The sequence below is a fragment of the Streptomyces sp. NPDC059852 genome, from assembly GCF_042731455.1.
Classification (GTDB): domain Bacteria; phylum Actinomycetota; class Actinomycetes; order Streptomycetales; family Streptomycetaceae; genus Streptomyces.
Genome location: NZ_JBHWJK010000009.1, coordinates 157,375 through 181,450, shown reverse-complemented (window position 1 = coordinate 181,450; position 24,076 = coordinate 157,375). Strand labels below are relative to the sequence as shown.

The window sequence follows — 24,076 nt, the reverse complement described above, 5'->3', positions numbered from 1 at the left end:
CGCTCACTTCAGCCTGCTCGAGGCGAGGATGGACACCAGGTGCAGCAGGGTCTGCACGAGGGCGATGCCGGCGAGCACCGCGACGCCGAGACGGGAGAAGAACAGGTCGCCGCGGACCTGGTCGGCGATCGCGAGGACCAGGATGAGCAGCGACGCCTCGATGCCGAGGATCAGGCGGTGGAACTTCAGGGCGGCGGCGGCCCGGCGGGCCAGCGCCATGCCCGAGGAGCGCATCTCGGCGGCGGCCTCCTTGACCGGCTCCTTGCCGGTCTGGTGGCGGGCGACGCCGACGAGGTCGGTCTCGGCCTTGATCAGGATGGCGCCGAGCGCGGCCAGCGTGCCGAGGAAGGCCCACAGCCAGTCGATACGGCCGCTGCCCCACAGGTCGGCGGCGCGCAGACCGAAGCCGGTGAGCACGGCGGCGTCGGTGAGGTAGGCGCCGACCCGGTCGAGGTAGACGCCGCTGAGCGAGTACTGCTTGCGCCAGCGCGCGATCTCGCCGTCGACGCAGTCGAGCAGCAGGTACATCTGGACGCACACGACGCCCAGCACGGCGCCCGCGATCCCCGGCACGAGGAGTGCCGGGGCCGCGAGGACACCGAAGACGGTCATCAGGTACGTGAGCTGGTTGGGCGTGACCCTGGTGTTCACCAGGTAGCGGTCGACCCGCAGGGACACCTCGCGCATGTAGAGGCGTCCCATCCAGTGCTCACCGCTGCGCCGGTCCTTCACCCCCGCGGGGTGGACGACGGGGCGTAGTTCAGCTACCGATGGCCTTGACATAGTCGGCGTAGACGTCCTTGATCTGGTCGGTTGTCAGGTCGAGGTGTTCGAGGATCGTGTACCGGCCGGGCCGGGTCTGCGGAGCGAACTCCACGGCGCGGACGAACTCGTCGTCCGTGAACCCGATCTCGCTCGGCAGCACGGGCAGGCCGTGCCGGCGCAGCACCTCGGCCATGAAGGCCGACTCGTCGTGCGCCCCGCGCAGGTACATGGCGAAGGCCGCGCCCAGTCCGCACTGCTCGCCATGGGCGGCGGCGCGCTTCGGGAACAGCAGGTCGAAGGCGTGGTTGATCTCGTGGCACGCGCCGGAGGAGGGACGGGAGTCGCCCGACACCGACATGGCGATACCGCTGAGGACCAGCGCCTCGGCCAGCACCTGGAGGAAGCCGGTGTCCCCTATGCCGCCGGGGTGCCGCAGGACGGCCTCGCCGGCCTGGCGGGCGATCGCGGCGGCGAGGCCGTCGATCTTCTCGCCCTTGACGCGGTGGGCGAGCTCCCAGTCGGCGATGGCCGAGATGTTGGAGATCGCGTCCCCGATGCCGGCGCGCACGAAGCGGGCCGGGGCCTCGTGGATGACGTCGAGGTCGATGACGACCGCGATCGGGTTCGGCACGCCGTAGGAGCCGCGGCCGGCGTCGTTGTCGAGCGTGGCGACCGGCGAGCACAGTCCGTCGTGCGCGAGGTTCGTCGGGACGGCGACCAGGGGCAGGCCCACGCGGGCCGCGGCGAACTTGGCGCAGTCGATGATCTTGCCGCCGCCGAGCCCGACGACGGCGTCGTAGTGGCCGGCCTTTATGTCGCCGGCCAGCCGGACCGCGTCGTCCAGGGTGCCGCCGCCGACCTCGTACCAGGAGGCGCCGGGCAGCGCGGGGGCGAGCCGCTCCCGCAGCCGGGCGCCGGAGCCGTTGCTGACGGCGACGGCGAGCTTGCCGGAGTGGGAGATGCGCTCGTCGGCGAGGACACAGGCCAGGTCGTCGAGGGCACCCGGGCGGATGTCCACGACGACCGGCGAGGGGATGAGCCGGGTCAGTACTGGCACGCGATCTCCCGTCCACGGGCGAGGTCGTCGTGGTTGTCGATCTCCACCCACTTGACGTCGCCGATCGGCGCCACATCGATCCGGAAGCCGCGGTTCACGAGCTCCTGGTAGCCGTGCTCGTAGAACTGCTGCGGGTCGGTCTCCCAGACCGTCTTCAGGGCGTCGGCCAGCTCGGGGGCGGCGTCGCCCTCGATGAGGGTGACGCCGATGTACTCGCCGGTGGCCTCGGCGGGGTCCATCAGCTTGGTGATCTTCGTCATGCCCTTGGCGGGGTCGACGACGACCTTCATCTCCTCGTCGGCCAGGGACTTCACGGTGTCCAGGGCGAGGATGATCTTCTTGCCCTCGCCACGGGCGGCGAGCAGCGTCCTCTCCACGGAGACCGGGTGCACGGTGTCGCCGTTGGCGAGGATCACGCCGTCTTTCAGGGCGTCACGGCCGCACCACAGGGAGTAGGCGTTGTTCCACTCCTCGGCCTTGTCGTTGTCGATGAGGGTGAGCTTGAGGCCGTACTTCGCCTCCAGCGCCGCCTTGCGCTCGTACACGGCCTCCTTGCGGTAGCCGACGATGATCGCGACCTCGGTGAGGCCGATCTCGGCGAAGTTGGCGAGGGTGAGGTCGAGAACCGTCGGTTCGCCCTCTATGCCCGCGGGGCCCACCGGCACCAGAGCCTTGGGGAGGCTGTCGGTGTAGGGGCGCAGACGCCGTCCGGCGCCGGCCGCCAGCACGAGGCCGATCATGCGGGTTCTCCTTCATCGTGTACGGCGGGTGCGCCGCCCTTGTGGGCGGTCACCCAGAAGCGGATGCTCTCGACGAGCACCACCAGGGCCACGGCCACGGCGAGAGCCGTGAGCGCGACCGTGAACTGCGACGCGGTGAGCACCGCGGCGAGGAGGGTGACGAGCAGGGTCCGTCCTTCGTGCCCCCCGATGGTGCGCACCAGCCAGGCCGGGGGCGCGCCGGCGCCACCGCGGATGCGGTACACCGTGTCGTAGTGATGGTAGGCGACGGCCGCCACCAGGCCGAAAGCCGCGGGAAGGGCTCCGTTCACGTCCGCCTTGGCGGCGAGCACGAGGACGGTGCAGTACTCGGCGGCCCGGAAGACCGGGGGGATCAGCCAGTCGAGGGCGCCCTTGAGGGGGCGGGCGACGGCGATGCCGGAGGTCACGGCGTAGACGAGCGCGGCGAGCGCCGGCCAGGGCGTGCCGAGTCCGGTCGCGGCGGACACGGCGACGACCAGGACCCCGCCGAGGAGGGCGACGGCCGGGAGGGCGAAGCCGGGCAGGCGCCGGGCGGGCTTCTTCAGCGCGGCGGCGAAGCCGAGGCCGCGCTCCCCCGAGTCGGCGAGGTCGGCGAGCGCCTGGGCGGCCCGGTCGGTGCGGCGGGCCTTGCGGGTCAGCGAGCGCAGGACCCGGCCGGCCGTGGTGTACGTGGCGGCGAACGCGCACCCGACGAGCAGGGCGTAGAAGGTGATGCGCGGAGTCGTGACCGCCGTCAGCACGGCGATCATCGCCCAGCGCTCGCCGATCGGCAGCACGATCATGCGGCGTACCCACACCGTCCAGCCGACGCTGTCGAGCTTGTCGGAGAGGGCGGCGGTGGGGCTGGTGTTGGCGGTGGCGTCGTGGTTCGCCTCGTTGAAGGAGAAGTCCACGACGTGCCGGCAGGTCTGCAGGATCATCGCGCCGAGGGCGAGCGCCCACACGTCGTCGCCGCCGCGGGCCGCGCCGAGGGCGAGACCGGCGTAGTAGGCGTACTCCTTGGCCCGGTCGAAGGTGGCGTCGAGCCAGGCGCCGAGCGTGGAGTACTGCAGCGAGTAGCGGGCGAGCTGCCCGTCGGTGCAGTCGAGCACGAACGAGAAGATCAGCAGCAGGCCGGCCGCGACGAACCCGCCGCGGGTGCCGGTCGCCGCGCAGCCCGCCGCTATCAGCGCGGTGATCAGGGACGCGGTGGTGACCTGGTTGGGGGTCAGGCCGCGCCGGGCGCACCAGCGCGCGAGGTAGCGCGAGTAGGGGCTGATGCAGAAGGTCGTGAAGAAGCCGTCGCGGGCCTTCACGGCCGACTTCAGGCGTATGGCCTCGTCGTCGACGGAGGCGACGGACTGCCGCGCCTCGTTGCGGGCCTGCGGGTCGGCCGGGACGGCGGCGACGAGGCTGCCGAGCTCGGGGCGGTGCACGTCGGTGCCCTCGCCGTCGAGGGCGGTGGCGACACGGTCGGCGAGGCTGTCGACGTCCCCCACGCTCGACTGCGCTCGCGCGGGGGCACCCCCATCGCCGGTTCCGCCGCCGGCGGAGGTCTCGCGGGCCACGGCGCGGGTGAGCGCCTGCCGGCCCGCGGGCTGGGCGGTGACGGCGCCGGGGATCGCGGCGAGCGGGAAGCGGGGGTCGGTCAGGCCGAGCCGCAGGGCGTGCAGATGGCCGACGAAGCGGGCGTCGACCAGGGCGACGCGCTGGTCACCGGGGACCTGGGCGAGAAGGGTCTCGGCGTCGGCCGGGTCCGAGGCGGTCCGGACGTCGTAGCCGAGGGACCGCAGATCGCCCTCGATCGACGATCCGGGGACCGGCTGACCGGTGAGGATGGCGGTCGGCAACCGAACTCACTCCCTGGGTGCCGGCGTGCTCGCGCCGGTCATGTGCATGGTGGCGGCGCCCCTTGCCGGTGGCGGCCGGGCGGCGTGTCGGCAGAGGCTATCGGATGACGGGAAGCCGACGTTCACCGGCTGTTCGGCGTGACGATCGGCATGGTTCGCCCGGTGCCGCCCGGCGATCATCATCGGGGATCGCGGGGGCCGCCCACAAACCCGCCGGGTACAGACCGGGGCACCGGGGACATTGCGGGAGGCCACGGTGGGTCGGCATAGGGTGGACGACCATGACATGGCTGATCACAGGCGGGGCCGGCTACATCGGAGCACATGTGGCGCGGGCCATGACGGACGCCGGGGAGCGGGTCGTCGCCCTGGACGACCTCTCGGCCGGGTACCCGGCGCGGCTGCCGGCCGAGGTGCCGCTGGTGCGCGGCTCGTCCCTGGACGGCGACCTGCTCGAGCGGGTCTTCGCCGAGCACGGGGTGACCGGTGTGGTGCATCTCGCGGCCCGCAAGCAGGTCGCGGAGTCGGTGGCGCAGCCCACCCGCTACTACCGGGAGAACGTGGGCGGTCTCGCGACGCTCCTGGACGCGGTCGCGCAGGCCGGGATCCGGCGGCTGCTGTTCTCGTCGTCCGCCGCCGTGTACGGCAACCCGGACGTGGACCTCATCACGGAGCGGACCCCGTGCGCCCCGGTGAACCCGTACGGCGAGACCAAGCTCGCCGGGGAGTGGCTGGTGCGGGCGGCGGGGCAGGCGCACGGCATCGCGACGGTGTGCCTGCGCTACTTCAACGTGGCGGGAGCCGCCGCGCCGGAGCTCGCCGACACCGGCGTGTTCAACATCGTGCCCATGGTCTTCGACCGGCTCACCCGCGACGAGGCGCCGCGGATCTTCGGCGACGACTATCCGACGCCGGACGGCACCTGTGTCCGTGACTACATCCATGTCGCCGACCTCGCCGAGGCGCATCTCGCGGCGGCCCGGCACCTGTCCTCGGCGGACGCGGGCGGCGACCTCACACTGAACATCGGCAGCGGGACGGGGGTCTCCGTGCGCGAGCTGATCGAGGTGATCGGTGAGGTGACCGGCGACCGGCGGCCTCCCGTGGTGGAGGGGCGCCGGCCCGGGGACGCGCCGCGCGCGGTCGCCTCGGCCGAACTGGCCGCCCGGGAGCTCGGGTGGACGGCCCGGCGCGGGGTACGCGAGATGGTCGAGTCGGCGTGGGCCGGCTGGCGGCTCCACCACGGCGGCTGAGCCGCACGGGACGGGGCGCGGCGCTGACCTGCGGAACGTTTCCGCAGGTCACAGCATATGACAACGGTATTCAACGCCGCGTTGCCGGATACCCCCTGCCCGTAGTTGACTGTCATCCCGGACGGGCGGTTGCGATCGTCGTACGACCAGAAGGGCGGCTTCCCATGGGGGCTGGGCACGATCACGGGCACGCGCACGGGCCCCCGGCCGGTACGGCGGCCGCCGCCTACCGGGGGCGGCTGCGGATCGCGCTGGGGATCACGCTCGCGGTCATGGTGGTGCAGATCGTCGGCGGTGTGGCCGCGGACTCGCTGGCCCTGGTCGCGGACGCGGCGCACATGGCCACGGACGCGGTGGGCCTCGGCATGGCCCTGTTCGCGATCCACTTCGCGAACCGGCCGGCGAGCACGACCCGCACCTTCGGCTACGCCCGCGCGGAGATCCTCGCCGCCCTGGCCAACTGTCTGCTGCTGCTCGGCGTCGGCGGCTACGTCCTGTACGAGGCCGTCCAGCGGTTCTTCACGCCGGCGGACACCGAGGGCGGCCTGATGGTCGTGTTCGGCGCGATCGGCCTGGTCGCCAACCTGATCTCGCTGTCCCTGCTGATGCGGGGCCAGAAGGAGAGCCTGAACGTGCGCGGCGCGTTCCTGGAGGTGGCGGCGGACACCCTCGGCTCGCTGACGGTGATCATCTCGGCCGCCGTGATCCTCGGCACCGGCTGGCAGGCCGCCGACCCGATCGCCTCGCTGGTCATCGGCGTGATGATCGTGCCGCGCACCCTGAAGCTGCTGCGCGAGACCCTCGACGTCCTGCTGGAGTCGGCGCCGAAGGACGTCGACATGAACGCGGTGCGGGCGCACATCCTCGCCGTGGACGGCGTCGAGGACGTCCACGACCTGCACGCGTGGACGATCACCTCGGGGATGCCGGTGCTCTCCGCCCATGTGGTGGTGCGCTCCGACGTCCTGAACGCCATCGGTCACGAGAAGGTGCTGCACGAGCTCCAGGGGTGCCTCGGCGACCACTTCGACGTGGAGCACTGCACCTTCCAGCTGGAGCCGGCGGGTCACGCGCAGCACGAGTCCCGGCTCTGTCACTGACCGGGCGGAACAGGCGTGCGGTCCCCCGCGGGCGGTTCCCCACCCGCCGCGCCGGGCACGATCACTTGCCGGGAGTGCCGGATTCGTACGGCACACTTGGGGCGCAACACCGATGTGAAGGATGGGTATGCCGATCACACCTGCCACCTCGACGCAGAGTCCGTCGAAGGGCGACGCTGACGCGATTCTGCTGGAACTGGTCGACGAGAACGGTGTGACGATCGGCACCGCGGAGAAGCTCGCCGCCCATCAGCCGCCCGGGCAGCTGCATCGCGCGTTCTCCGTGTTCCTCTTCGACGAGCAGGGCCGGCTGCTGCTCCAGCAGCGGGCGCTCGGCAAGTACCACTCCCCCGGTGTCTGGTCCAACACCTGCTGCGGCCACCCCTACCCCGGGGAGGCCCCCTTCGCGGCCGCGGCCCGGCGCACGTACGAGGAGCTGGGCGTCTCACCCTCGCTGATGGCCGAGGCCGGCACGGTCCGCTACAACCACCCGGACCCCGACTCGGGCCTGGTGGAGCAGGAGTACAACCACCTCTTCGTCGGCCTGGTGCAGGCCGCGGTGCGGCCGGACCCGGAGGAGGTCGGCGGGACCGCGTTCGTGACGGCGGCCGAGCTGGCCGATCGGCACGCGAAGGACCCGTTCTCGTCCTGGTTCATGACCGTGCTGGACGCGGCCCGTCCCGCCGTCCGCGAGCTGACGGGCCCGTCGGCCGGCTGGTGACGGCCCGCCGGGGCCCGGGTCAGAGGTACGGGTCCCGGACCGGTTCCAGCGGGACGGCGGCCCAGATCACCTTGCCGCCGCTCGCCGTGTGCTCGACGTCGCACACGCCGCCCGCCTCCCGGGTGATCTCGCGGACCAGGAGCAGCCCCCGGCCGCCCGTCTGCCCGTAATCGGCCTCCAGGGCGGTCGGCCGGTAGGGGTGGTTGTCCTCGACGGACACCCGCAGCCACTCCGCGCCGACGGCGACCTCCACGGCGAGCATCGGTGACAGCAGCGCCGCGTGCCGTACGGCGTTCGTCACCAGCTCCGAGACGATCAGCAGCAGCCCCTGGACCAGGTCGTCCGGGACCGGTACGCCCTGGCGGTACAGGAGGTCCCGCACGGCGTGCCGTGCCTGCGGGACGGACGCCTCCACGGCGGGGGCGGTGAACCGCCAGACGCCCTCGTACGGCAGTGGGTCCGGCGGCCGCGGATCGAGGGAGTCCTCCGCGCCGCCCGCTGGGCGCGGGCCGGACCCGCGCCCGTGGTTCTCCATCGTCCGGTCGCCACCCTTGCGCTCGATTGTCACCACACGTCGAGTGTTGGGAACGCACCGGGCCCGACCGGAGAACTGAACAGAAGTCAGCAGATATCGAGCGTTTATGACCGTTGGCGTATGACACGGTCAGTTGTGAGACCACTGTTGAACCGGCGGATGCCGACTTGGCGAACTATTCGGGTTGTACGGGTTTGGGTGCGTGCCGGCTCCGGACGATCCGCCCGGCGGAGGACCCGCCGCGGAGGGCGGCCCCGCACCGGCGGATAGCATCCGCCGCATGGAGCCCCAGCTGCTGCACCGCGTCGCCGACGCGGTCGCCACCGTCGTCGTCCACCATCCGGCCAAGCGCAACGCGATGACGGCCGCGATGTGGCGGGCGCTGCCCCCGCTGCTCGACACGCTGGCCGCCGACCCGGCCGTCCGGGCGCTGGTGCTGACCGGCGAGGGCGGGACCTTCTGCGCGGGCGCCGACATCTCGACGCTCCAGGGGTCCCCGCGGGAGGCGCAGGAGCTGGCCGTGGCCGCCGAGGAGGCCCTGGCGGCCTTCCCGAAGCCGACGCTGGCGGCGATCCGGGGGCACTGCGTGGGCGGCGGGGCCCAGCTGGCGGCGGCGTGCGATCTGCGGTTCGCGCGGGAGGGCGCACTGTTCGGGGTGACCCCGGCGAAGCTCGGGATCGTCTACCCCGCGTCCTCCACCCGGCGGCTGGTGTCGCTGGTCGGTCCGGCCACCGCCAAGTACCTGCTGTTCTCCGGCGAGTTGATCGACGCGGAACGGGCGCTGCGCACGGGCCTGGTGGACGAGGTGCTGCCCGAGGGGGAACTGGACAAGCGGGTCGCGGAGTTCACCCGGATCCTGGCGTCGCGGTCGCAGCTGACCCAGGCCGCCGCCAAGGAGTTCGCGAACGGCCGCACCGGCCGCGACGGTCACTGGGCGGAGCGGGCGCGCGAGAGCGGCGACACCGCGGAGGGGGTCGCCGCCTTCCTGGAGCGCAGGCAGCCGCGCTTCACCTGGACGGTGTCTACACGAGGGTGAACCGGCTGTCGGTGCGGAACTCCTCGACGAGGTGGGCGGGCGCCTTGGCGGGCGAGCCCGCGTCGTAGGGCGGCTGCGGGTCGTACTCGGTCAGGAGCTGGACGGCCTGGGCGTGCTCGTCGCCGGCGATCCGGCCCACCAGGGTGAGGGCCATGTCGATCCCGGCGGAGACTCCGGCGGCGGTGACGTACTTGCCGTCCGTGACCACCCGGTCCGCGGTGGGTTCGGCGCCGTACTGCGGCAGGAAGTCCAGGGTCAGCCAGTGCGAGGCGGCACGGCGGTCCCGCAGCAGCCCGGCTGCGGCCAGGAGCAGGGAGCCGGAGCAGACCGAGGTCGTCCAGGCGGTCGTGGCGTCGGCGGCCCTGAGCCAGTCCAGGAAGGTCTCGTTCTCGATCTCGGTGAAGGTGCCGGGGCCGCCGGGCACCACGACGACGTCCGGGTGCGGCACGTCGGACAGGGCCTTGCCGGCGGTCAGCGTGAGGAAGCCGGTGTCGGCGTGGACCGGTCCGGGCCGCTCGGCGACGAAGTCGACGCGCGCGTCCGGGACACGGCTCAGCGCCTCGTAGGGGCCCACGACGTCGAGGGCGGTGAAGCGGTCGTACAGGACCATGGCGATCTGCATGACGTTCCTTTCGGGGCGGGCGGGGTCAGGGCGTGGGCGCGGGGCGGAAGCGGAGGCGGTACTCGGCCGGGGACACCCCGAGGGTCCGCACGAAGGCGCGGCGCATGGCCTCGGGGGTGCCGTAGCCGCCGGCCCGGGAGATCTCCTCGACGCCGTCGGTGGTGTCCTCCAGCAGGCGGCGGGCGTGTTCGAGGCGGACCCGGTCGACGTAGCGGCCGGGGGTCGTGCCGGTCTCGTGCTGGAAGGCGCGGGCGAAGTGGCGCGGGGAGAGGCTGGCGCGGGCGGCGAGCGCCTCGACCGAGAGGTCGGCCTCGGGGTGCTCGGTGATCCAGCGCTGCACCTCCCGCAGCGGCTCGCGCCGCGCGGTCTGGGCGGTGAGCTGGACGCTGAACTGGGCCTGGTTGCCGGGCCTGCGCAGGAAGACGACGAGGTGGCGGGCGATCCCGAGGGCGATGTCCCGGCCGAGGTCCTCCTCGACCAGGGCGAGCGCGAGGTCGATGCCCGAGGTGACGCCGGCGGAGGTGGACACCTGTCCGTCGCGCACGTAGATGGGGTCGGGCTCGACGGCGACCTCCGGGTGGTCGCGGGCGAGCTTGCCGCAGTACGCCCAGTGGGTCGTGGCGCGGCGCCCGTCCAGGAGCCCGGCACCCGCCAGCAGCAGGGAGCCGGTGCAGACGGAGACCAGGCGTTCGGCGTCGCGGGCGTGGGCACGCAGCCAGGCGATGAGGGCGGGGTCAGGGTCACGTGTGCCCTGGCCGCCGGGGACGACGAGGGTGTGCGCGCCGAGCCGGTCGCCGAGCGCCCGGTCCGGTACGAGGGTCAGGCCGCCGGAGGTGCGGACGGGGCCGCCGTCCAGGGAGGCCGTACGGATGCGGTAGGTGCCCGGACGGTAGGTCTCGGCCGCGGCGAAGACCTCCAGCGGACCGCTGACGTCCAGGCTCAGGACGCCGTCGAAGAGCACGAAGAGAACGGTTCGCTGGGCCATGCCTTCGATTCTTCGGGCATCGGCGGACGGCCGCAATGACGGGCACCCCACCTTTCCTGCCCTGGCCGACGCGCACCCCTGGCGACGTACCAAGCGGTTGGTAACCTCGGGCCATGACTACTGCCGCCCTGGAGCCGCGTGCCGGCCGACGCTGTCAGAACATGCTCAACTCCCTCCACGCGACGCTGTACTTCGCGCCCGAGACGGGCGAGGAGCTGGGCGCGCTCGGGATCACGCACCCCAAGGCCGTCAACTTCGCGGTGCGGGCGGCCGCGATGGGCCCGGTCGGCGCGGGCGCGGTGACGGCGGCGTTCTACAACTACAAGCACGAGGCGGTGGCCCGGCACGTCCCCGCCGTCTGGTCGGTCGCCTCGCCCGAGGCCGTCCTCGCGGCCCGCGCGCGGGCGGTGGACCGGGCGCTGCGCCGGCTGCTCGGCGAGGAGGCGGTGGCGTCCGCGGAGATGACCGAGGCGGCCCGGCTCGCGCTGCGCGCCACCGAGGGGTGCTCCCGCAGCGCCCGGCCGCTGTACTCGGCGTACGCGGACCTGCCCGTGCCCGAGCAGCCGCACCTCGCGTACTTCCACGCGACGACGCTGCTGCGCGAGCACCGGGGCGACGGACATCTGGCCGTGCTGATGTCGGCGGAACTGGACGGCCTGGAGGCGGTGGTCACCCACACCGCGACCGGCAAGGGCATGACCCCGAGGTGGGTGTTCGCGACACGGGGCTGGTCCCAGGAGGACTGGGACGCCGCCTGCGGCCGGCTGCGCGAGCGCGGGCTGCTGGACGAGGACGGCGAGCTGACGCCCCAGGGGGTCGCCCTGCGCCAGGAGATCGAGGCCGAGACCGACCGCCTCGACCAGGCGCCGTACCGGCGTCTCGGGGCGGAGGGCGTGGCCCGGCTGACCGAGCTGGGCGCGGGGTTCGCGCGGACGGCGGCCACGGCCGGGGCGTTCCCGGCGGACCTGTTCGGCAAGGGCTGAGCGCACGGGGAGCACCCGGGACCCCGCGCACGGCGTCGGCGGGCATGAGGTGCGCCGGGCGCGGTACCCGTGACCTCGACGGCCGACCGGCGGCCGCCGAGGAGAGGTGAACGACGTGTTCCGTGCCATCGCAGATGTCTTGCGCCAGATCGGCGGCGCCATCGCCACCGTGGTGACGCTCCCGTTCCGGGCGGTCGCCCGGCTGTTCGGCGGAGCGTCGAGCAGCGCCCACGGCCGCCGCGCCTGACCCACCCGCCACGACGGGCCCGGGACCCGCCCTGATCCCCGGTTGTCGGCGCCACCTGCCACAATTGCCGCGCAACCTCAGTCAGAAGGCGGGACGGGATCGTGACGACACCCCTCGTAGGGTCCATCGAAGGCAGGATCGCCGCGGAGCTCGGCGTACGGGAGCGGCAGGTGAAGGCTGCCGTGGAGCTGCTCGACGGCGGTTCGACGGTGCCTTTCATCGCCCGCTACCGCAAGGAGGCGACCGAGCTGCTCGACGACGCGCAGCTGCGCACGATCGACGAGCGGCTGCGCTATCTGCGCGAGCTGGAGGAGCGGCGGACCGCGATCCTCGACTCGGTGCGGGAGCAGGGCAAGCTGACCGAGGAGCTGGAGGCGCGCATCCGCGCCGCCGAGACCAAGGCCCGGCTCGAGGACATCTACCTGCCGTTCAAGCCCAAGCGCCGCACCAAGGCGCAGATCGCCCGGGAGGCCGGTCTCGAGCCGCTGGCGGAGGGCCTGCTCGGCGACCCGACGGTCGAGCCGCTGGCCGCCGCCTCCGCGTTCGTCGACGCCGACAAGGGCGTCGCCGATCCGCAGGCCGCCCTGGACGGCGCCCGGGCCATCCTGACGGAGCGCTTCTCCGAGGACGCCGACCTGATCGGCGAGCTGCGCGAGCGCATGTGGACGCGCGGGCGCCTGGCCGCCAAGGTGCGCGAGGGCAAGGAGGAGGCGGGCGCCAAGTTCGCCGACTACTTCGACTTCGCCGAGCCGTTCACCGAGCTGCCCTCGCACCGGATCCTGGCGATGCTCCGCGGTGAGAAGGAGGAGGTCCTCGACCTCGTCCTGGAGCCGGAGGAGCCGACCGACGGCCCGTCCTCGTACGAGGGGATGATCGCGCACCGCTTCCAGATCGCCGATCTCGGGCGTCCGGCCGACAAGTGGCTGCTGGACACGGTCCGCTGGGCGTGGCGCACCCGCGTTCTCGTCCACCTCGGCATCGACCTGCGGCTGCGGCTGCGCACGGCCGCCGAGGACGAGGCCGTCGGGGTGTTCGCCGCCAACCTCCGCGACCTGCTGCTGGCCGCCCCGGCCGGCACCCGGGCGACGCTGGGCCTCGACCCCGGCTTCCGTACCGGCGTCAAGGTCGCCGTCGTGGACGCCACCGGCAAGGTCGTCGCCACCGACGTCATCCACCCGCACGTCCCGGCCAACCGCTGGGACGAGGCCATCGCCAAGCTGGCCCGGCTGGCGAAGGAGCACGCGGTCGAGCTCGTCGCCATCGGCAACGGCACGGCGTCCCGCGAGACCGACAAGCTCGCCGGTGAACTGATCACCCGCCACCCCGAGCTGAAGCTCACCAAGGTGATGGTGTCCGAGGCCGGCGCCTCCGTGTACTCGGCGTCCGCCTTCGCCTCGCAGGAGCTGCCCGACATGGACGTGTCGCTGCGCGGCGCGGTGTCGATCGCCCGCCGGCTGCAGGACCCGCTGGCCGAGCTGGTGAAGATCGACCCGAAGTCGATCGGCGTCGGCCAGTACCAGCACGACCTGTCCGAGGTGAAGCTGTCGCGCTCGCTGGACGCGGTCGTCGAGGACTGTGTGAACGGCGTGGGCGTGGACGTCAACACCGCGTCGGCGCCGCTCCTCGCGCGCGTCTCCGGCATCACCTCGGGTCTCGCGGAGAACATCGTGTCCCACCGGGACGCGAACGGCCCCTTCACCTCCCGCGCGCAGCTGAAGAAGGTGGCGCGGCTCGGTCCGAAGGCCTACGAGCAGTGCGCGGGCTTCCTGCGCATCCGCGGCGGCGACGACCCGCTGGACGCGTCGAGCGTCCACCCCGAGGCGTACCCGGTCGTGCGGCGGATCGTGAAGACGTCGGGCCAGGACGTGGCCGCGCTGATCGGCAACACGGGCGTGCTGCGCTCGCTGCGGCCCGACGACTTCGTGGACGAGACGTTCGGTCTGCCCACGGTCACGGACATCCTCAAGGAGCTGGAGAAGCCCGGCCGCGACCCGCGCCCGGCCTTCCGGACGGCGACCTTCAAGGAGGGCGTCGAGAAGATCTCCGACCTGTCCTCGGGGATGGTCCTGGAGGGGGTCGTCACGAACGTGGCGGCGTTCGGGGCGTTCATCGACATCGGCGTCCACCAGGACGGTCTCGCGCATGTCTCCGCGCTGTCGAAGACGTTCGTGAAGGACCCGCGGGACGTGGTGAAGCCCGGCGACATCGTCAAGGTGAAGGTCCTCGACGTGGACATTCCGCGCAAGCGGATCTCGCTGACGCTCCGGCTGGACGACGAGGCCGCCCCGCAGGACCGGCAGAGCGGCGGCGAGCGGCGCCAGCGCGGCGGACGTCCGCCGCAGCAGCGGCAGCGTCAGGGCGCCGGCGGCCGGGGCGGCCAGGGCGGCGCCTCCCGCCAGGCACCTCCCCCGGCGAACAGCGCGATGGCGGACGCCCTGCGCAAGGCGGGCCTGCTCGACGGGAAGAACGGCAAGCGCTGACCGGTGCCTGACGGGGTGGGCGGGGCGCCCCCGCCCACCCCGGGCCGTTCAGCGTTCCGTCACCTTGCCGTCGGCGACCTCCAGGCGGCGGGTGACGTGGACCGCGTCGAGCATGCGCCGGTCGTGGGTGACCAGCAGCAGGGTGCCCTCGTAGGCGTCCAGGGCCGACTCCAGCTGCTCGATGGCGGGCAGGTCGAGGTGGTTGGTGGGCTCGTCCAGGACCAGGAGGTTGACGCCCCGGCCCTGGAGCAGGGCGAGGGCGGCGCGGGTGCGCTCCCCCGGGGAGAGGGTGACCGCCGGGCGCAGGACGTGCTCCGACTTCAGGCCGAACTTGGCCAGCAGGGTGCGCACCTCGACCGGTTCGGTGTCGGGGACGGCCGCGCGGAAGGCGTCCAGCAGCGACTCGTCGCCGTGGAACAGCCGGCGTGCCTGGTCGACCTCGCCGATCAGGACGCCCGCGCCGAGGTGGGCCTGACCGGCGTCCAGCGGGATCCGGCCCAGGAGGGCGGCCAGCAGGGTGGACTTGCCGGCGCCGTTGGCGCCGGTGACGGCCACCCGGTCCGCCCAGTCGACCTGCAAAGACACCGGGCCCAGGGTGAAGGGGCCGCGGCGGACCTCGGCGTCGCGCAGGGTCGCGACCACCGCGCCGGAGCGGGGCGCCGACGCGATCTCCATGCGCAGTTCCCACTCCTTGCGCGGTTCCTCGACGACCTCCAGGCGCTCGATCATGCGCTGGGTCTGCCGGGCCTTCGCGGCTTGCTTCTCGCTGGCCTCGCTGCGGAACTTGCGGCCGATCTTGTCGTTGTCGTTGCCCGCCTTGCGCCGGGCGTTCTTCACGCCCTTGTCCATCCAGGACCGCTGGGTCTGGGCGCGCTCGTGGAGGGCGGCCTTTTTGTCGGCGTACTCCTCGTAGTCGTCGCGGGCGTGCCGGCGGGCCACCTCGCGCTCCTCCAGGTAGGCGTCGTAGCCGCCGCCGTAGAGCTTGATCTGCCGTTGCGCCAGGTCGAGTTCGAGGACCTTGGTGACCGTGCGGGCGAGGAACTCCCGGTCGTGACTGACGACGACCGTGCCGGCGCGCAGGCCGGTGACGAAGCGTTCCAGCCGCTCCAGGCCGTCGAGGTCCAGGTCGTTGGTGGGCTCGTCGAGCAGGAAGACGTCGTAGCGGGAGAGCAGCAGCGAGGCCAGTCCGGCGCGGGCCGCCTGGCCGCCGGACAGGGACGTCATCGGCTGCTCCAGGTCCACGGCGAGACCGAGCGCGTCGGCGACCTCGTCGGCCCGCTCGTCGAGGTCGGCGCCGCCCAGGCCCAGCCAGCGCTCCAGGGCGCTCGCGTACGCGTCGTCGGCGCCGGGCGCCCCGTCGACGAGGGCCTGCGTCGCCTCGTCCATCACGCGCTGGGCCTCGGCGACCCCGGTACGGCGGGCCAGGAACCGCCGGACGGTCTCGCCGGGCCGGCGCTCCGGTTCCTGCGGGAGGTGGCCGACGGTGGCGGCCGGCGGGGACAGGCGCAGTTCGCCCTCGTCGGGCGCGGCGAGCCCGGCGAGCAGGCGCAGCAGCGTGGACTTGCCCGCGCCGTTGGCGCCGACCAGGCCGATCACGTCGCCGGGTGCCACGACGAGATCGAGCCCGCTGAACAGGGTGCGGTCGCCGTGGCCGGCGGCGAGGTTCTTGGCGACGAGGGTGGCGGTCACGAGGAGCGATCCTAACGGCCCCGCCGGCGGGGGTCGCCCGAGATGTCCCGGCCCTGGCGTCAGCGGGCCATCGGCTCCACCAGCACGCTGCCGGAGGTCCGGGCCACCACGAACGCCTCGCCCTTGACGGCCCTGGCGTCCAGCGGGATGCGGTGGCGCCCCGGCTCCAGGACGCCGTCGAAGACCTCGTGGGTGTGGGTGCGGTACAGCCGGTCGAGGCGGTAGGCGGTGAGCCGGACCCGGCACGGGGAGGTGACCTCGACGCCGGCCTCCCCGCCGGCGGCGACCAGCCGGGTCAGCCGGCGCCGGTCGACGGGGCTGCGGTCCAGGGCGTGTTCGATCTGCGCGACCAGCAGCGGCACGATCGGCGCGAGGCCGTCGACGTACACGACGTCGACGCCGGCGTCCGTGAACGCCCCGCGTACGGCGGCGCGCTGGTCCTCGCCGGCCCCGCGCCCGAAGGCGACGGCGCCGTAGGCGCGCAGTTCGTCGGCGGGTACGCCGCTGACGTCGTCGGTGATGTCGGCGCCGACGCCGATGGTGCGCAGCGCGGCGGCGAGCCGGGCGAGGACGGCGACCCGGGCGCCGATGAGGAGGACCCGGCGGCGCGGTGCCTCGGCGGTGTCCCGCAGCAGGGAGTGGAGTGCGGCGCGGTACCCGGCGCCCTCGAAGCGGAACGGGCCTATGCCGTGGTAGCCGTTGAGCTCCAGGTCGGCGTGTTCGTCGGTCTGCCAGGCGAAGTCCCGCCAGATGTAGTCGTCGCCGTCGCGGGTGATGGCCGCGGTGACGGCTCCGCAGGCCAGGTCGGCGCAGTCGGGGCAGCCGTAGACGACGTACCGTCCGCCGGGCAGCGGGGCGTCGGCCTCCAGGAGCAGGCTGCGGACCTGGGCGGTGAAGATGGCGGGCGGGACGTCGGAGGCGAGCGGGGAGACGGCGTCGAGGTCGGAGAGCTGGAACAGCAGCGGGCGGCCGTCGACGATGAAGTCCACGAAGTCCCGGTGCACCTGGTAGTCACCGTTGGCCAGGACGCCGCCGGCACGCATCGCCGGTGCCAGGCCGAAGGTCGCGTACGCGGCAGACATGCTGTGAGTATCCCCAGAGCGGGACCGGTATGAGCGCGGCATGACATATTCCGCTACGTCCGGTTCGGGGGGCGAACGCACGCGCGGGCGTGCGGGGGTGGGCCGGGGCGCGAGGGAGGCGGTCCGCCCGCCTCCCCCACGTCGGTGCGCCCCTGGGGTCTTTGCCAGAGCTTGCGAGCCCGATCCGAACGAGAGGCCCTAGCCGTGGTCGTGGCCCAGCGGATCGCCGGAGGTCTCGGTGCCGGGGCCCGGGCCGACCTTGATCTCGAAGTCCCCGTCGTAGCGCTTGTGTCCCTCGATGACGGCGAGGTCGACGGCCTCGGAGCCGATCTCGCCGCGCACGATGACCGGGTCCTGGCGCAGATCGCGCATGAGGGCCACACAGGCGCCGATCATCACCAGGACGAAGGGCGCCGCGGCGAGGATGGTGAGGTTCTGAAGCCCGGTCAGGGCGTCGCCCTGACCGCTGCCGACGAGCAGCATGATGGCCGCGACCGCACCGGTGACCACACCCCAGAACACGACGACGAACCGGCCCGGTTCGAGGGCGCCCTTCTGGGAGAGCGTGCCCATCACGATGGACGCCGCGTCGGCGCCGGACACGAAGAAGATGCCGACGAGGATCATCACGAGCAGGCTGGTGACCGTGGCGATGGGGAACTCCTGGAGCAGTCCGAAGAGCTGCCCCTCGGGGGTGTCCTTCCCGGCGAGCCCGCCGCCCTCCTTCACCTTCATAGCCGAACCGCCGAAGATCGCGAACCAGATCAGGCTGACCGTGCTGGGCACGAGGATGACCCCGCCGACGAACTGCCGGATGGTGCGCCCGCGGCTGATGCGCGCGATGAACATGCCGACGAACGGCGTCCAGGAGATCCACCACGCCCAGTAGAAGACCGTCCAGCTGCCGAGCCACGCGGCGACGCCCTCGCCGCCGCTGGCCTCGGTGCGGCCGGCCAGCTGGGGCAGGTCGCCCAGGTAGGAGAAGACCGAGGTCGGGATCAGGTCGAGGACGATGATCGTCGGGCCCGCGATGAACACGAACACCGCGAGGATCAGGGCGAGCACCATGTTGATGTTCGACAGCCACTGGATGCCCCGCTCGATCCCGGAGACGGCCGAGGCGACGAAGGCCAGCGTCAGCACCGCGATGATCGCGACGAGCAGCCCGGTGCTCACGTCGTCCATCCAGTCCAGCTCCTGGAAGCCGGAGCCGATCTGCAGGGCGCCGAGGCCGAGGGAGGCGGCGGAGCCGAAGACGGTCGCGATGATCGCGAGGATGTCGATGACCCGCCCCACCGTGCCGTTCGCGTGCCGCTCCCCGATCAGCGGGGTGAAGACCGCGCTGATCGTCTGGCGGCGGCGCTTGCGGAACGTGCTGTAGGCGATGCCGAGTCCGACCACCGCGTAGATCGCCCACGGGTGCAGCGTCCAGTGGAAGAGGGTGGTGGCCATCGCCGTCTCCATGCGTTCACCGGAGTTGGCGGGGTCCGTGCCGGGGGGCGGTGTCGTGTAGTGCGCGAGGGGTTCGCTGACGCCGTAGAACATCAGGCCGATGCCCATGCCGGCGCTGAACATCATGGCGACCCAGGACACCGTCTTGAACTCGGGCTCCTCGCCCTCGGCGCCGAGGTGGATACGGCCGTACCGGCTGATGGCGAGCCAGAGCGCGAACACCACGAACCCGGAGGCGGCCAGCATGAACGCCCAGCCGCCGTTGTGGATCAGGCCGTCGAGGAGCGTCGAGGACGCGCTCTCCAGGGAGTCGGTGGCCGCCCAGCCCCAGATCACGAAGGCCAGGGTGATGGCCGCGGTGACTCCGAACACCACTCGGTCGGTACGGCGGGCGGAAGCGCCCCCGGGCGCTTCCGGACCGTCACCGCCTCTCTGCTTCAGATCGTCAGTCATCTGCGGCACCTTCCCCTGGAAACGGTGGATACGCCGGTCACCACGTGTTTTCCAGGACCTACCACAGATTCCGCCACGAGCAGCCCGTTCAGCAGCCGGTGTCGGGTTCACCCTCCGTGAGGTGGTACGGCGCGCGGGCGTCCAGGAGCAGTGGGACGAGGGCGCGCAGCGGCTGGCGCAGCGGCACATGGGTGCCCCGGGTGCGCACCCCGTGCAGCGCCAGTTCGTCCCGCACCCGCGCGTACTGGGCGGGGGTGAGCCGGTAGCCGCAGGGCGGGTCCGCGATCACCTCGGCCGGTTCGGGCGGGTCGTTGTCGGCGCCGCCCAGGTACACCGGGCCGCTGTCCTTCCATCCGGCGAGGCGGGCGGCGCCGGTGGCCCGCTCGATCCGCCCGCGCTGCTCGTCGCCGAACCGGAACAGCCCGCCGAGCGCGGCGAGCTGGGAGCGCACCCGGCGCCGGTGGTTGAGCGCCGGGTCGGCCCGCTCGGCGTCGGTGAGGGCGTCGACCCGGCTCTCGATGAGCAGGCCCACCGCGTGCTTGACGCCGGTCATGTTCCGCAGGATGCGCTCCTGGCCGTCCCCGGCGACCTGACGGACGGGCTCGCCGGTCACGGGGTCGGTCCAGATGCCGTACGTGCCCGTGGAGTGCCCGGCGCGGGCGGCGGCGGGGCGGACGTACGCCTCGGACAGCGTCCGGGCCGCGTCGTGGACGGCTCCGTCCGTGTTGAGGTTGCGCGGCCACAGGTCGAACAGGTCCTTTTCGTAGTACGGCGGGGTGGCGCCGTACTCGTGCAGGTCGTAGACGATGTCGGGCCGTTCGTCGCGGACGACGGCGGCCATGGCGCGGCCCTCGGCCGTCGCGAGGGCGAGATGGTCGCGGTTGACGTCGACGCCGTCGGCGTTGCCGCGGGTGTCCGCGGCCCGGCCGTCGGGGTTGGCGGTGGGCACGACCAGCACGGTGGTGCGCTCCAGGAACCGGCGGGTGGCCGGGTCCTGGGTGTAGGCGAGGTCGCGGACGGTGGACAGACAGGCCTCGCGGCCCGACGGTTCGTCACCGTGCTGGCTGCACACCAGCAGCACCCGGAGCGCGGCCCGGTGTGCGCCGATCCGGACGAGCTGGAGCGGGCGGCCCTCCCCGGTGGTGCCGATCCGGGTGACGGAGACCCGGTCGCTCGCCCCGTCGACGGTGGCCAGCAGGGCCTGCTCCTCCGGCTGGGTCGTCCAGCGGGCTCCGCCGGACGTCTCGAAGCCGGTGCGGGGCGGGGACGGTGTGGCGTGCGCGGGTCCCGCCACCAGGCAGGCGGCGAGGGCGGCTCCGGTCAGGACGAGCGCCCGGACGCGGGTCACCGGCCCCCCTCCGGGACCCGCCCGGCCGATCGGGGCACGCCCGTGACGCCGTCGAGGCGTTGGGCGACGGGCGGGGCGGCGGACGGCGAGCCGGCCGTGGCCCGCGCGAACGCGGCCGTACCTCCGACGAGCGGGACGCGGGCCTCGGTGCGGGACAGGTCGAGGGTGAGGGTGGGCCGGGTCGACGGCGGGTCGATCAGGTCCTTGTCGGTGCCCGCGACGATCAGGGCGAGCCGGTGCCCGGCGGGGACGACGTGGTCGGTGGCGGCCAGGTCGAGGGTGAGCGTGTACGCCTTGCCCGGGGTGAGCGGCCGGCCGTGGTGGGCGGACGCGTGGGTGCCGAGGTCGGCCCAGCCGCGGCTGACGACGGTGTGCTGGACGTCGGCGGTGTCGGCGGCCGTCCGCAGGTAGCAGGCGCTGTCGCCGGCGGTGCTCGCGCCCCAGCAGTCGCGGTCGGTGCGCGTGGTGATGCCCTCGCCGCCCGCCGCGTAGTCCCGGATCGTGTCGGGGCCGAGGTCGACGAGGACGGCGGACAGATGGGCCGTGGTGGTGGTCGGGGTCGCGGTGACGGTGACCTTCGAGGAACCGGACAGGCGCAGGTCGCGGGTGAGCGGGCCGGTGACGAAGCCCGCCTTGTCGGCGGTGGGGGTGTCGATGGTCGCGGCCCAGTCGGTCTCGCCGCGGCGCGGGTCGTCCGTGAACGTCTCGGTGCCGCGGTCCTTGCGCAGGCCGAGGGTGCCGACGCCGGCCCGGTCGCCGTGGGCGGGGCGCAGGGTGGCGGTGGCGGTGCCGCGCGGCGGCCAGACCGCGGAGGTGACCCACTGGTCGGGGTGGCGTTCGATGTCGGCCATCGGCTCACGGTCGATGCCGTTGTCGTAGCCGAGGAGTTCGTGGTCGAACCAGCGGTGCAGGGTCTTCACCCACGCGGCGCGGCGGAAGTCGAAGGGGTCGACGTGGCCGGTCTGCGAGAGCCAGATCTTGCGCTCGACGCCGTTCTTCGCGAGGGCGTCCCACCACTGGCCGAGGTGCTTCATCCGGACGTTGAGGTCCTGTGTGCCATGGACGGCGAAGACGCTGGCCCGCACCTTGCGCGCGTCCTCGACGTAGTCGCGCTCGGTCCACAGGGGCGTCCAGTCGCCGGTGCGCGGCGCCCCGTCGACGAGCCTCTGCTGGACGGCGGCGCACTTGGCGCGGGCGTCGGGGCTGTCGACGTGGTCGGAGAGCCAGTCCGGGCCGGAGTCGTACAGCGGGGCGCCCTGCTGGAAGTAGTAGTCGTACCAGGAGGAGATCGCGCTGATCGGGACGATGGTCCTCAGACCCTTGACGCCGGTGGCGGCGACGCCGTTGGCGATGGTGCCGTCCCAGCTCTTGCCGATCATGCCGGTGCGGCCGTTGCTCCACGTCGCCTTGGCGCGGGTGGTGCCGGTACGGGTCGTGTACGCGGTGGCGCGGCCGTTCAGCCAGTCGACGACGGCCTTCGCGGAGAGGACGTCGGAGCGGCCGCCGACGTCGACGCAGCCGTCGGAGCGGTTGGTGCCGGCGAGGTCGACGCCGACGACGGCGTAGCCGCGCGGCACGAAGTAGTTGTCGTAGAACAGCGGCATCCCCACGAGGTGGCCGTCCGCGTCGTACGTCTTCTTCTGGCTCTCGTTGCCGCGCCCGCAGCAGGAGTAGTACGGGCTGGCGTCCATGATGACGGGCACCGTGCGGCCCTGAGCGGCCGGTTCGCGGGGCCGGACGATGTCGACGGCGACCCGGTCGTGCCGGCCGTCGCCGTCGCCGTCGAGTCCGGTGTCCACCCAGACGGCCTCGCGGACGGCGTTCTCGTAGGAGTGGACGGGGCGGCTCTCGCGCGGGGCCGACTGCGCCGAGGTGGGCGCCAGGAACGTGGCCAGGAGGGCGGCTGTGGCCGCCGTCGCGAGCGTTCTCCAGATCGTCGTGCGCGTACGGTTCGGCATGCGCGGACGGTACATCGGTCAACTCCCGCGCAGAAGAGGGCGGCTGACGCCATGTGAGGCGGCGGTGGCCGAGAACCGCCCCCGGGGCGGCGCGGTACGTGTCGGCCGAATGGCGATCGTGTGACAGCGGTGGTCATGGACACACCGGATGCACCGGGGGTGAATAGGCTCCCGACAGACTTCGGTCCCCTACGACTTGGAGCTTTCGTGCACCGCAGAATCCTCGCGCCGGGTGCCCTGGCGGCCGCCTCCCTGATGCTGGTGATCCCGGCCTCGGCGGCGAGCCACGCCCCCGGTGCCCCGGGCATCGGCGACCCCTACTACCCGGCCTACGGCAACGGCGGATACGACGTCTCCCACTACGACCTGCGGCTGACGTACCGGCCGGCCACGGACGAGCTGGAAGGCACCGCGACCCTGCTCGCGCGGACCACGCGGGACCTGTCGCGGCTGAACCTGGACTTCCTGCTGGACGTCGGGGAGGTCCGCGTCAACGGCGCGACGGCGGCGTTCGCCACCTCCGGGGAGCACGAACTGGAGATCACGCCCAGGAAGCCGCTGGACAAGGGCACGGACCTCACGATCGTCGTGCGCTACCGGGGCGTGCCGTCCACGAAGCAGGCGTACGGCTTCACCAGCTGGCACCGCACCCCGGACGGCGGGGTCGCCGCGAACGAGCCCGAGGCCGCCTGGTGGTGGTTCCCGAGTAACGACCACCCGCTGGACAAGGCGACCTACGACGTCTCGGTGCAGGTCCCGGACGGCACCCAGGCCATCTCCAACGGCACGTTGCAGTCGACGAGTTCGCGGCTGGGCTGGACCCGCTACAACTGGCGGTCCGACAAGCCGCAGGCGACGTATCTCGCCACGCTCGCGCTCGGCCGGTTCGACGTGACGACGGGGACCAGCGACAGCGGCATCCCGATCGTCAACGCGTACAGCAAGGACCTGGGCCCGAACTACGGCGCCGCGCGGGCCAGCGTCGAGCGGACCGGTGAGATCGCCGACTGGCTCGGCGAGTACTTCGGGCCGTATCCGTTCGGCGCGCTCGGCGGCTATGTGCCGAACACCGGCACCGGGTACGCGCTGGAGACGCAGACCCGGCCGTTCTACAGCCCCCGGCAGTTCGCGAACGGCTCGAACACCAGCGTCGTCGTCCACGAGCTGGCCCACCAGTGGTACGGCGACTCGGTGTCCGTGAAGGGCTGGAAGGACATCTGGATCAACGAGGGCTTCGCACGGTACGCGCAGTGGCTGTGGTCGGAGCACGAGGGCGAGGGGACGACGCGGGAGCTCGCCGCCTACACGTACGCCTCGCGGCCTGCCGACGACCCGTTCTGGACGGTCAGGCCCGGTGACCCGGGTCCGGAGAACCAGTTCCACGCCGCGGTGTACGACCGGGGCGCGCTGGCCCTGCAGGCGCTGCGGGACGCGATCGGGGACGACGCGTTCTTCACCATCCTCAAGGGCTGGACGGCGAAGTACGCCTACGGGAACGCGTCGGTGGCGGACTTCCGCCGGTACGCGGAGGAGGTGTCCGGGCAGCCGCTCGCGGCGCTGTTCGACACCTGGCTGTTCCAGCCGTCGAAGCCGTCCGCGTCGGTGGCGCGGGCCGCGTCGGTCGCCTCGGCGACGACGACCCCGGACCGGCCGAAGTCCTGGAAGAAGATCGCCGCGACGAACGGCGTGCACGCGCACTGAGCATCACCCCACCGAGGGG

20 protein-coding genes are annotated in these 24,076 nt (G+C 72.8%); 8 read left to right on the top strand and 12 right to left on the bottom strand.

Annotated elements, in window-relative coordinates; genetic code table 11:
- Positions 1–3 precede the first annotated feature (3 nt).
- Genes ACFV46_RS14670 through ACFV46_RS14655 form a run of 4 tightly spaced genes read right to left on the bottom strand, consistent with a single transcriptional unit; the run spans position 4 to position 4,412 of the window.
- A complete protein-coding gene (locus tag ACFV46_RS14670) occupies positions 4–783 on the bottom strand; it encodes a CDP-alcohol phosphatidyltransferase family protein (RefSeq protein ID WP_079034025.1) in 780 nt (259 codons plus the stop codon).
- Complete coding sequence (locus ACFV46_RS14665) at positions 761–1,822, bottom strand: iron-containing alcohol dehydrogenase family protein (protein ID WP_151786898.1); 1,062 nt, start codon at positions 1,820–1,822, stop codon at positions 761–763. Before ACFV46_RS14665 ends, ACFV46_RS14670 begins: the two co-directional genes overlap by 23 nt.
- A complete protein-coding gene (locus ACFV46_RS14660) occupies positions 1,810–2,562 on the bottom strand; it encodes a phosphocholine cytidylyltransferase family protein (RefSeq protein WP_361925121.1) in 753 nt (250 codons plus the stop codon). Before ACFV46_RS14660 ends, ACFV46_RS14665 begins: the two co-directional genes overlap by 13 nt.
- Entirely contained in the window at positions 2,559–4,412 is a 1,854-nt protein-coding gene (locus ACFV46_RS14655; protein WP_385498422.1) for a DUF5941 domain-containing protein, read from the bottom strand. Before ACFV46_RS14655 ends, ACFV46_RS14660 begins: the two co-directional genes overlap by 4 nt.
- A gap of 281 nt (positions 4,413–4,693) precedes the next feature.
- On the opposite strand from ACFV46_RS14655, the gene galE reads away from it, so the two are divergent.
- The 3 genes from galE to idi all read left to right on the top strand — a co-directional run bounded on the left by galE (position 4,694) and on the right by idi (position 7,486).
- A complete protein-coding gene (gene galE, locus ACFV46_RS14650) occupies positions 4,694–5,665 on the top strand; it encodes a UDP-glucose 4-epimerase GalE (protein ID WP_385498419.1) in 972 nt (323 codons plus the stop codon).
- Between the two features lie 164 nt (positions 5,666–5,829).
- Complete coding sequence (locus ACFV46_RS14645) at positions 5,830–6,765, top strand: cation diffusion facilitator family transporter (RefSeq protein WP_361925115.1); 936 nt, start codon at positions 5,830–5,832, stop codon at positions 6,763–6,765.
- Between the two features lie 127 nt (positions 6,766–6,892).
- Positions 6,893–7,486, top strand: a complete 594-nt coding sequence (gene idi / locus ACFV46_RS14640; protein ID WP_361925113.1) for an isopentenyl-diphosphate Delta-isomerase — start codon at positions 6,893–6,895, stop codon at positions 7,484–7,486.
- A gap of 19 nt (positions 7,487–7,505) precedes the next feature.
- Here the strand turns inward: idi and ACFV46_RS14635 are convergent, their stop codons facing one another.
- Entirely contained in the window at positions 7,506–8,021 is a 516-nt protein-coding gene (locus tag ACFV46_RS14635; RefSeq protein ID WP_361925367.1) for an ATP-binding protein, read from the bottom strand.
- 280 nt (positions 8,022–8,301) lie between these two features.
- On the opposite strand from ACFV46_RS14635, the gene ACFV46_RS14630 reads away from it, so the two are divergent.
- The gene (locus ACFV46_RS14630) at positions 8,302–9,057 is read left to right on the top strand and encodes an enoyl-CoA hydratase/isomerase family protein (RefSeq protein WP_385498418.1); all 756 of its coding nucleotides are present in this window, start codon (positions 8,302–8,304) and stop codon (positions 9,055–9,057) included.
- On the opposite strand, the gene ACFV46_RS14625 is transcribed toward ACFV46_RS14630, so the two are convergent.
- Positions 9,044–9,679 (bottom strand): DJ-1/PfpI family protein, encoded by a 636-nt coding sequence (locus tag ACFV46_RS14625; RefSeq protein ID WP_385498417.1) that lies wholly within the window; start codon positions 9,677–9,679, stop codon positions 9,044–9,046. The two genes, ACFV46_RS14630 and ACFV46_RS14625, sit on opposite strands and share 14 nt — an antisense overlap.
- A gap of 25 nt (positions 9,680–9,704) precedes the next feature.
- Positions 9,705–10,664 carry a GlxA family transcriptional regulator gene (locus tag ACFV46_RS14620; protein WP_385498414.1) on the bottom strand — a complete coding sequence of 320 codons (960 nt, stop codon included), beginning with the start codon at positions 10,662–10,664 and terminating at the stop codon, positions 9,705–9,707.
- A 113-nt stretch (positions 10,665–10,777) separates the two neighbouring features.
- Between ACFV46_RS14620 and ACFV46_RS14615 the strand changes: the two genes are divergently transcribed.
- The 3 genes from ACFV46_RS14615 (at position 10,778) to ACFV46_RS14605 (ending at position 14,374) form a co-directional block, all read left to right on the top strand.
- On the top strand, positions 10,778–11,647 hold the full coding sequence (locus ACFV46_RS14615) for a hypothetical protein (protein ID WP_385498413.1): 870 nt from the start codon (positions 10,778–10,780) through the stop codon (positions 11,645–11,647).
- A 115-nt stretch (positions 11,648–11,762) separates the two neighbouring features.
- A complete protein-coding gene (locus tag ACFV46_RS14610) occupies positions 11,763–11,894 on the top strand; it encodes an LPFR motif small protein (RefSeq protein ID WP_361925365.1) in 132 nt (43 codons plus the stop codon).
- Positions 11,895–11,995: 101 nt separating this feature from the next.
- Complete coding sequence (locus ACFV46_RS14605; protein WP_385498412.1) at positions 11,996–14,374, top strand: Tex family protein; 2,379 nt, start codon at positions 11,996–11,998, stop codon at positions 14,372–14,374.
- A 48-nt stretch (positions 14,375–14,422) separates the two neighbouring features.
- On the opposite strand, the gene ACFV46_RS14600 is transcribed toward ACFV46_RS14605, so the two are convergent.
- The 5 genes from ACFV46_RS14600 to ACFV46_RS14580 all read right to left on the bottom strand — a co-directional run bounded on the left by ACFV46_RS14600 (position 14,423) and on the right by ACFV46_RS14580 (position 22,356).
- Positions 14,423–16,063 carry an ABC-F family ATP-binding cassette domain-containing protein gene (locus tag ACFV46_RS14600; RefSeq protein ID WP_385498411.1) on the bottom strand — a complete coding sequence of 547 codons (1,641 nt, stop codon included), beginning with the start codon at positions 16,061–16,063 and terminating at the stop codon, positions 14,423–14,425.
- 59 nt (positions 16,064–16,122) lie between these two features.
- A complete protein-coding gene (locus ACFV46_RS14595; protein WP_385498409.1) occupies positions 16,123–17,145 on the bottom strand; it encodes an oxidoreductase in 1,023 nt (340 codons plus the stop codon).
- 198 nt (positions 17,146–17,343) lie between these two features.
- The gene (locus ACFV46_RS14590) at positions 17,344–19,050 is read right to left on the bottom strand and encodes a BCCT family transporter (protein WP_361925097.1); all 1,707 of its coding nucleotides are present in this window, start codon (positions 19,048–19,050) and stop codon (positions 17,344–17,346) included.
- Between the two features lie 88 nt (positions 19,051–19,138).
- Positions 19,139–20,398, bottom strand: a complete 1,260-nt coding sequence (locus ACFV46_RS14585; protein WP_385498407.1) for a M14 family metallocarboxypeptidase — start codon at positions 20,396–20,398, stop codon at positions 19,139–19,141.
- On the bottom strand, positions 20,395–22,356 hold the full coding sequence (locus ACFV46_RS14580) for a Xaa-Pro dipeptidyl-peptidase (protein ID WP_385498405.1): 1,962 nt from the start codon (positions 22,354–22,356) through the stop codon (positions 20,395–20,397). The genes ACFV46_RS14585 and ACFV46_RS14580 overlap by 4 nt, the downstream gene beginning before the upstream one ends.
- Before the next feature lie 207 nt (positions 22,357–22,563).
- Here ACFV46_RS14580 and ACFV46_RS14575 point away from each other — a divergent pair, with 207 nt between their 5' ends.
- Entirely contained in the window at positions 22,564–24,057 is a 1,494-nt protein-coding gene (locus tag ACFV46_RS14575; RefSeq protein ID WP_385498404.1) for a M1 family metallopeptidase, read from the top strand.
- Positions 24,058–24,076 lie beyond the last annotated feature (19 nt).

Coding starts and splice junctions, on each gene's coding strand:
- ACFV46_RS14630 (WP_385498418.1), top strand. CDS start 8,302: ATGGAGCCCCAGCTGCTGCACCGCGTCGCCGACGCGGTCGCCACCGTC.
- ACFV46_RS14645 (WP_361925115.1), top strand. CDS start 5,830: ATGGGGGCTGGGCACGATCACGGGCACGCGCACGGGCCCCCGGCCGGT.
- ACFV46_RS14595 (WP_385498409.1), bottom strand. CDS start 17,145: ATGTCTGCCGCGTACGCGACCTTCGGCCTGGCACCGGCGATGCGTGCC.
- galE (WP_385498419.1), top strand. CDS start 4,694: ATGACATGGCTGATCACAGGCGGGGCCGGCTACATCGGAGCACATGTG.
- ACFV46_RS14660 (WP_361925121.1), bottom strand. CDS start 2,562: ATGATCGGCCTCGTGCTGGCGGCCGGCGCCGGACGGCGTCTGCGCCCC.
- ACFV46_RS14620 (WP_385498414.1), bottom strand. CDS start 10,664: ATGGCCCAGCGAACCGTTCTCTTCGTGCTCTTCGACGGCGTCCTGAGC.
- ACFV46_RS14625 (WP_385498417.1), bottom strand. CDS start 9,679: ATGCAGATCGCCATGGTCCTGTACGACCGCTTCACCGCCCTCGACGTC.
- ACFV46_RS14615 (WP_385498413.1), top strand. CDS start 10,778: ATGACTACTGCCGCCCTGGAGCCGCGTGCCGGCCGACGCTGTCAGAAC.
- ACFV46_RS14590 (WP_361925097.1), bottom strand. CDS start 19,050: ATGACTGACGATCTGAAGCAGAGAGGCGGTGACGGTCCGGAAGCGCCC.
- ACFV46_RS14635 (WP_361925367.1), bottom strand. CDS start 8,021: ATGGAGAACCACGGGCGCGGGTCCGGCCCGCGCCCAGCGGGCGGCGCG.
- ACFV46_RS14670 (WP_079034025.1), bottom strand. CDS start 783: ATGTCAAGGCCATCGGTAGCTGAACTACGCCCCGTCGTCCACCCCGCG.
- idi (WP_361925113.1), top strand. CDS start 6,893: ATGCCGATCACACCTGCCACCTCGACGCAGAGTCCGTCGAAGGGCGAC.
- ACFV46_RS14580 (WP_385498405.1), bottom strand. CDS start 22,356: ATGCCGAACCGTACGCGCACGACGATCTGGAGAACGCTCGCGACGGCG.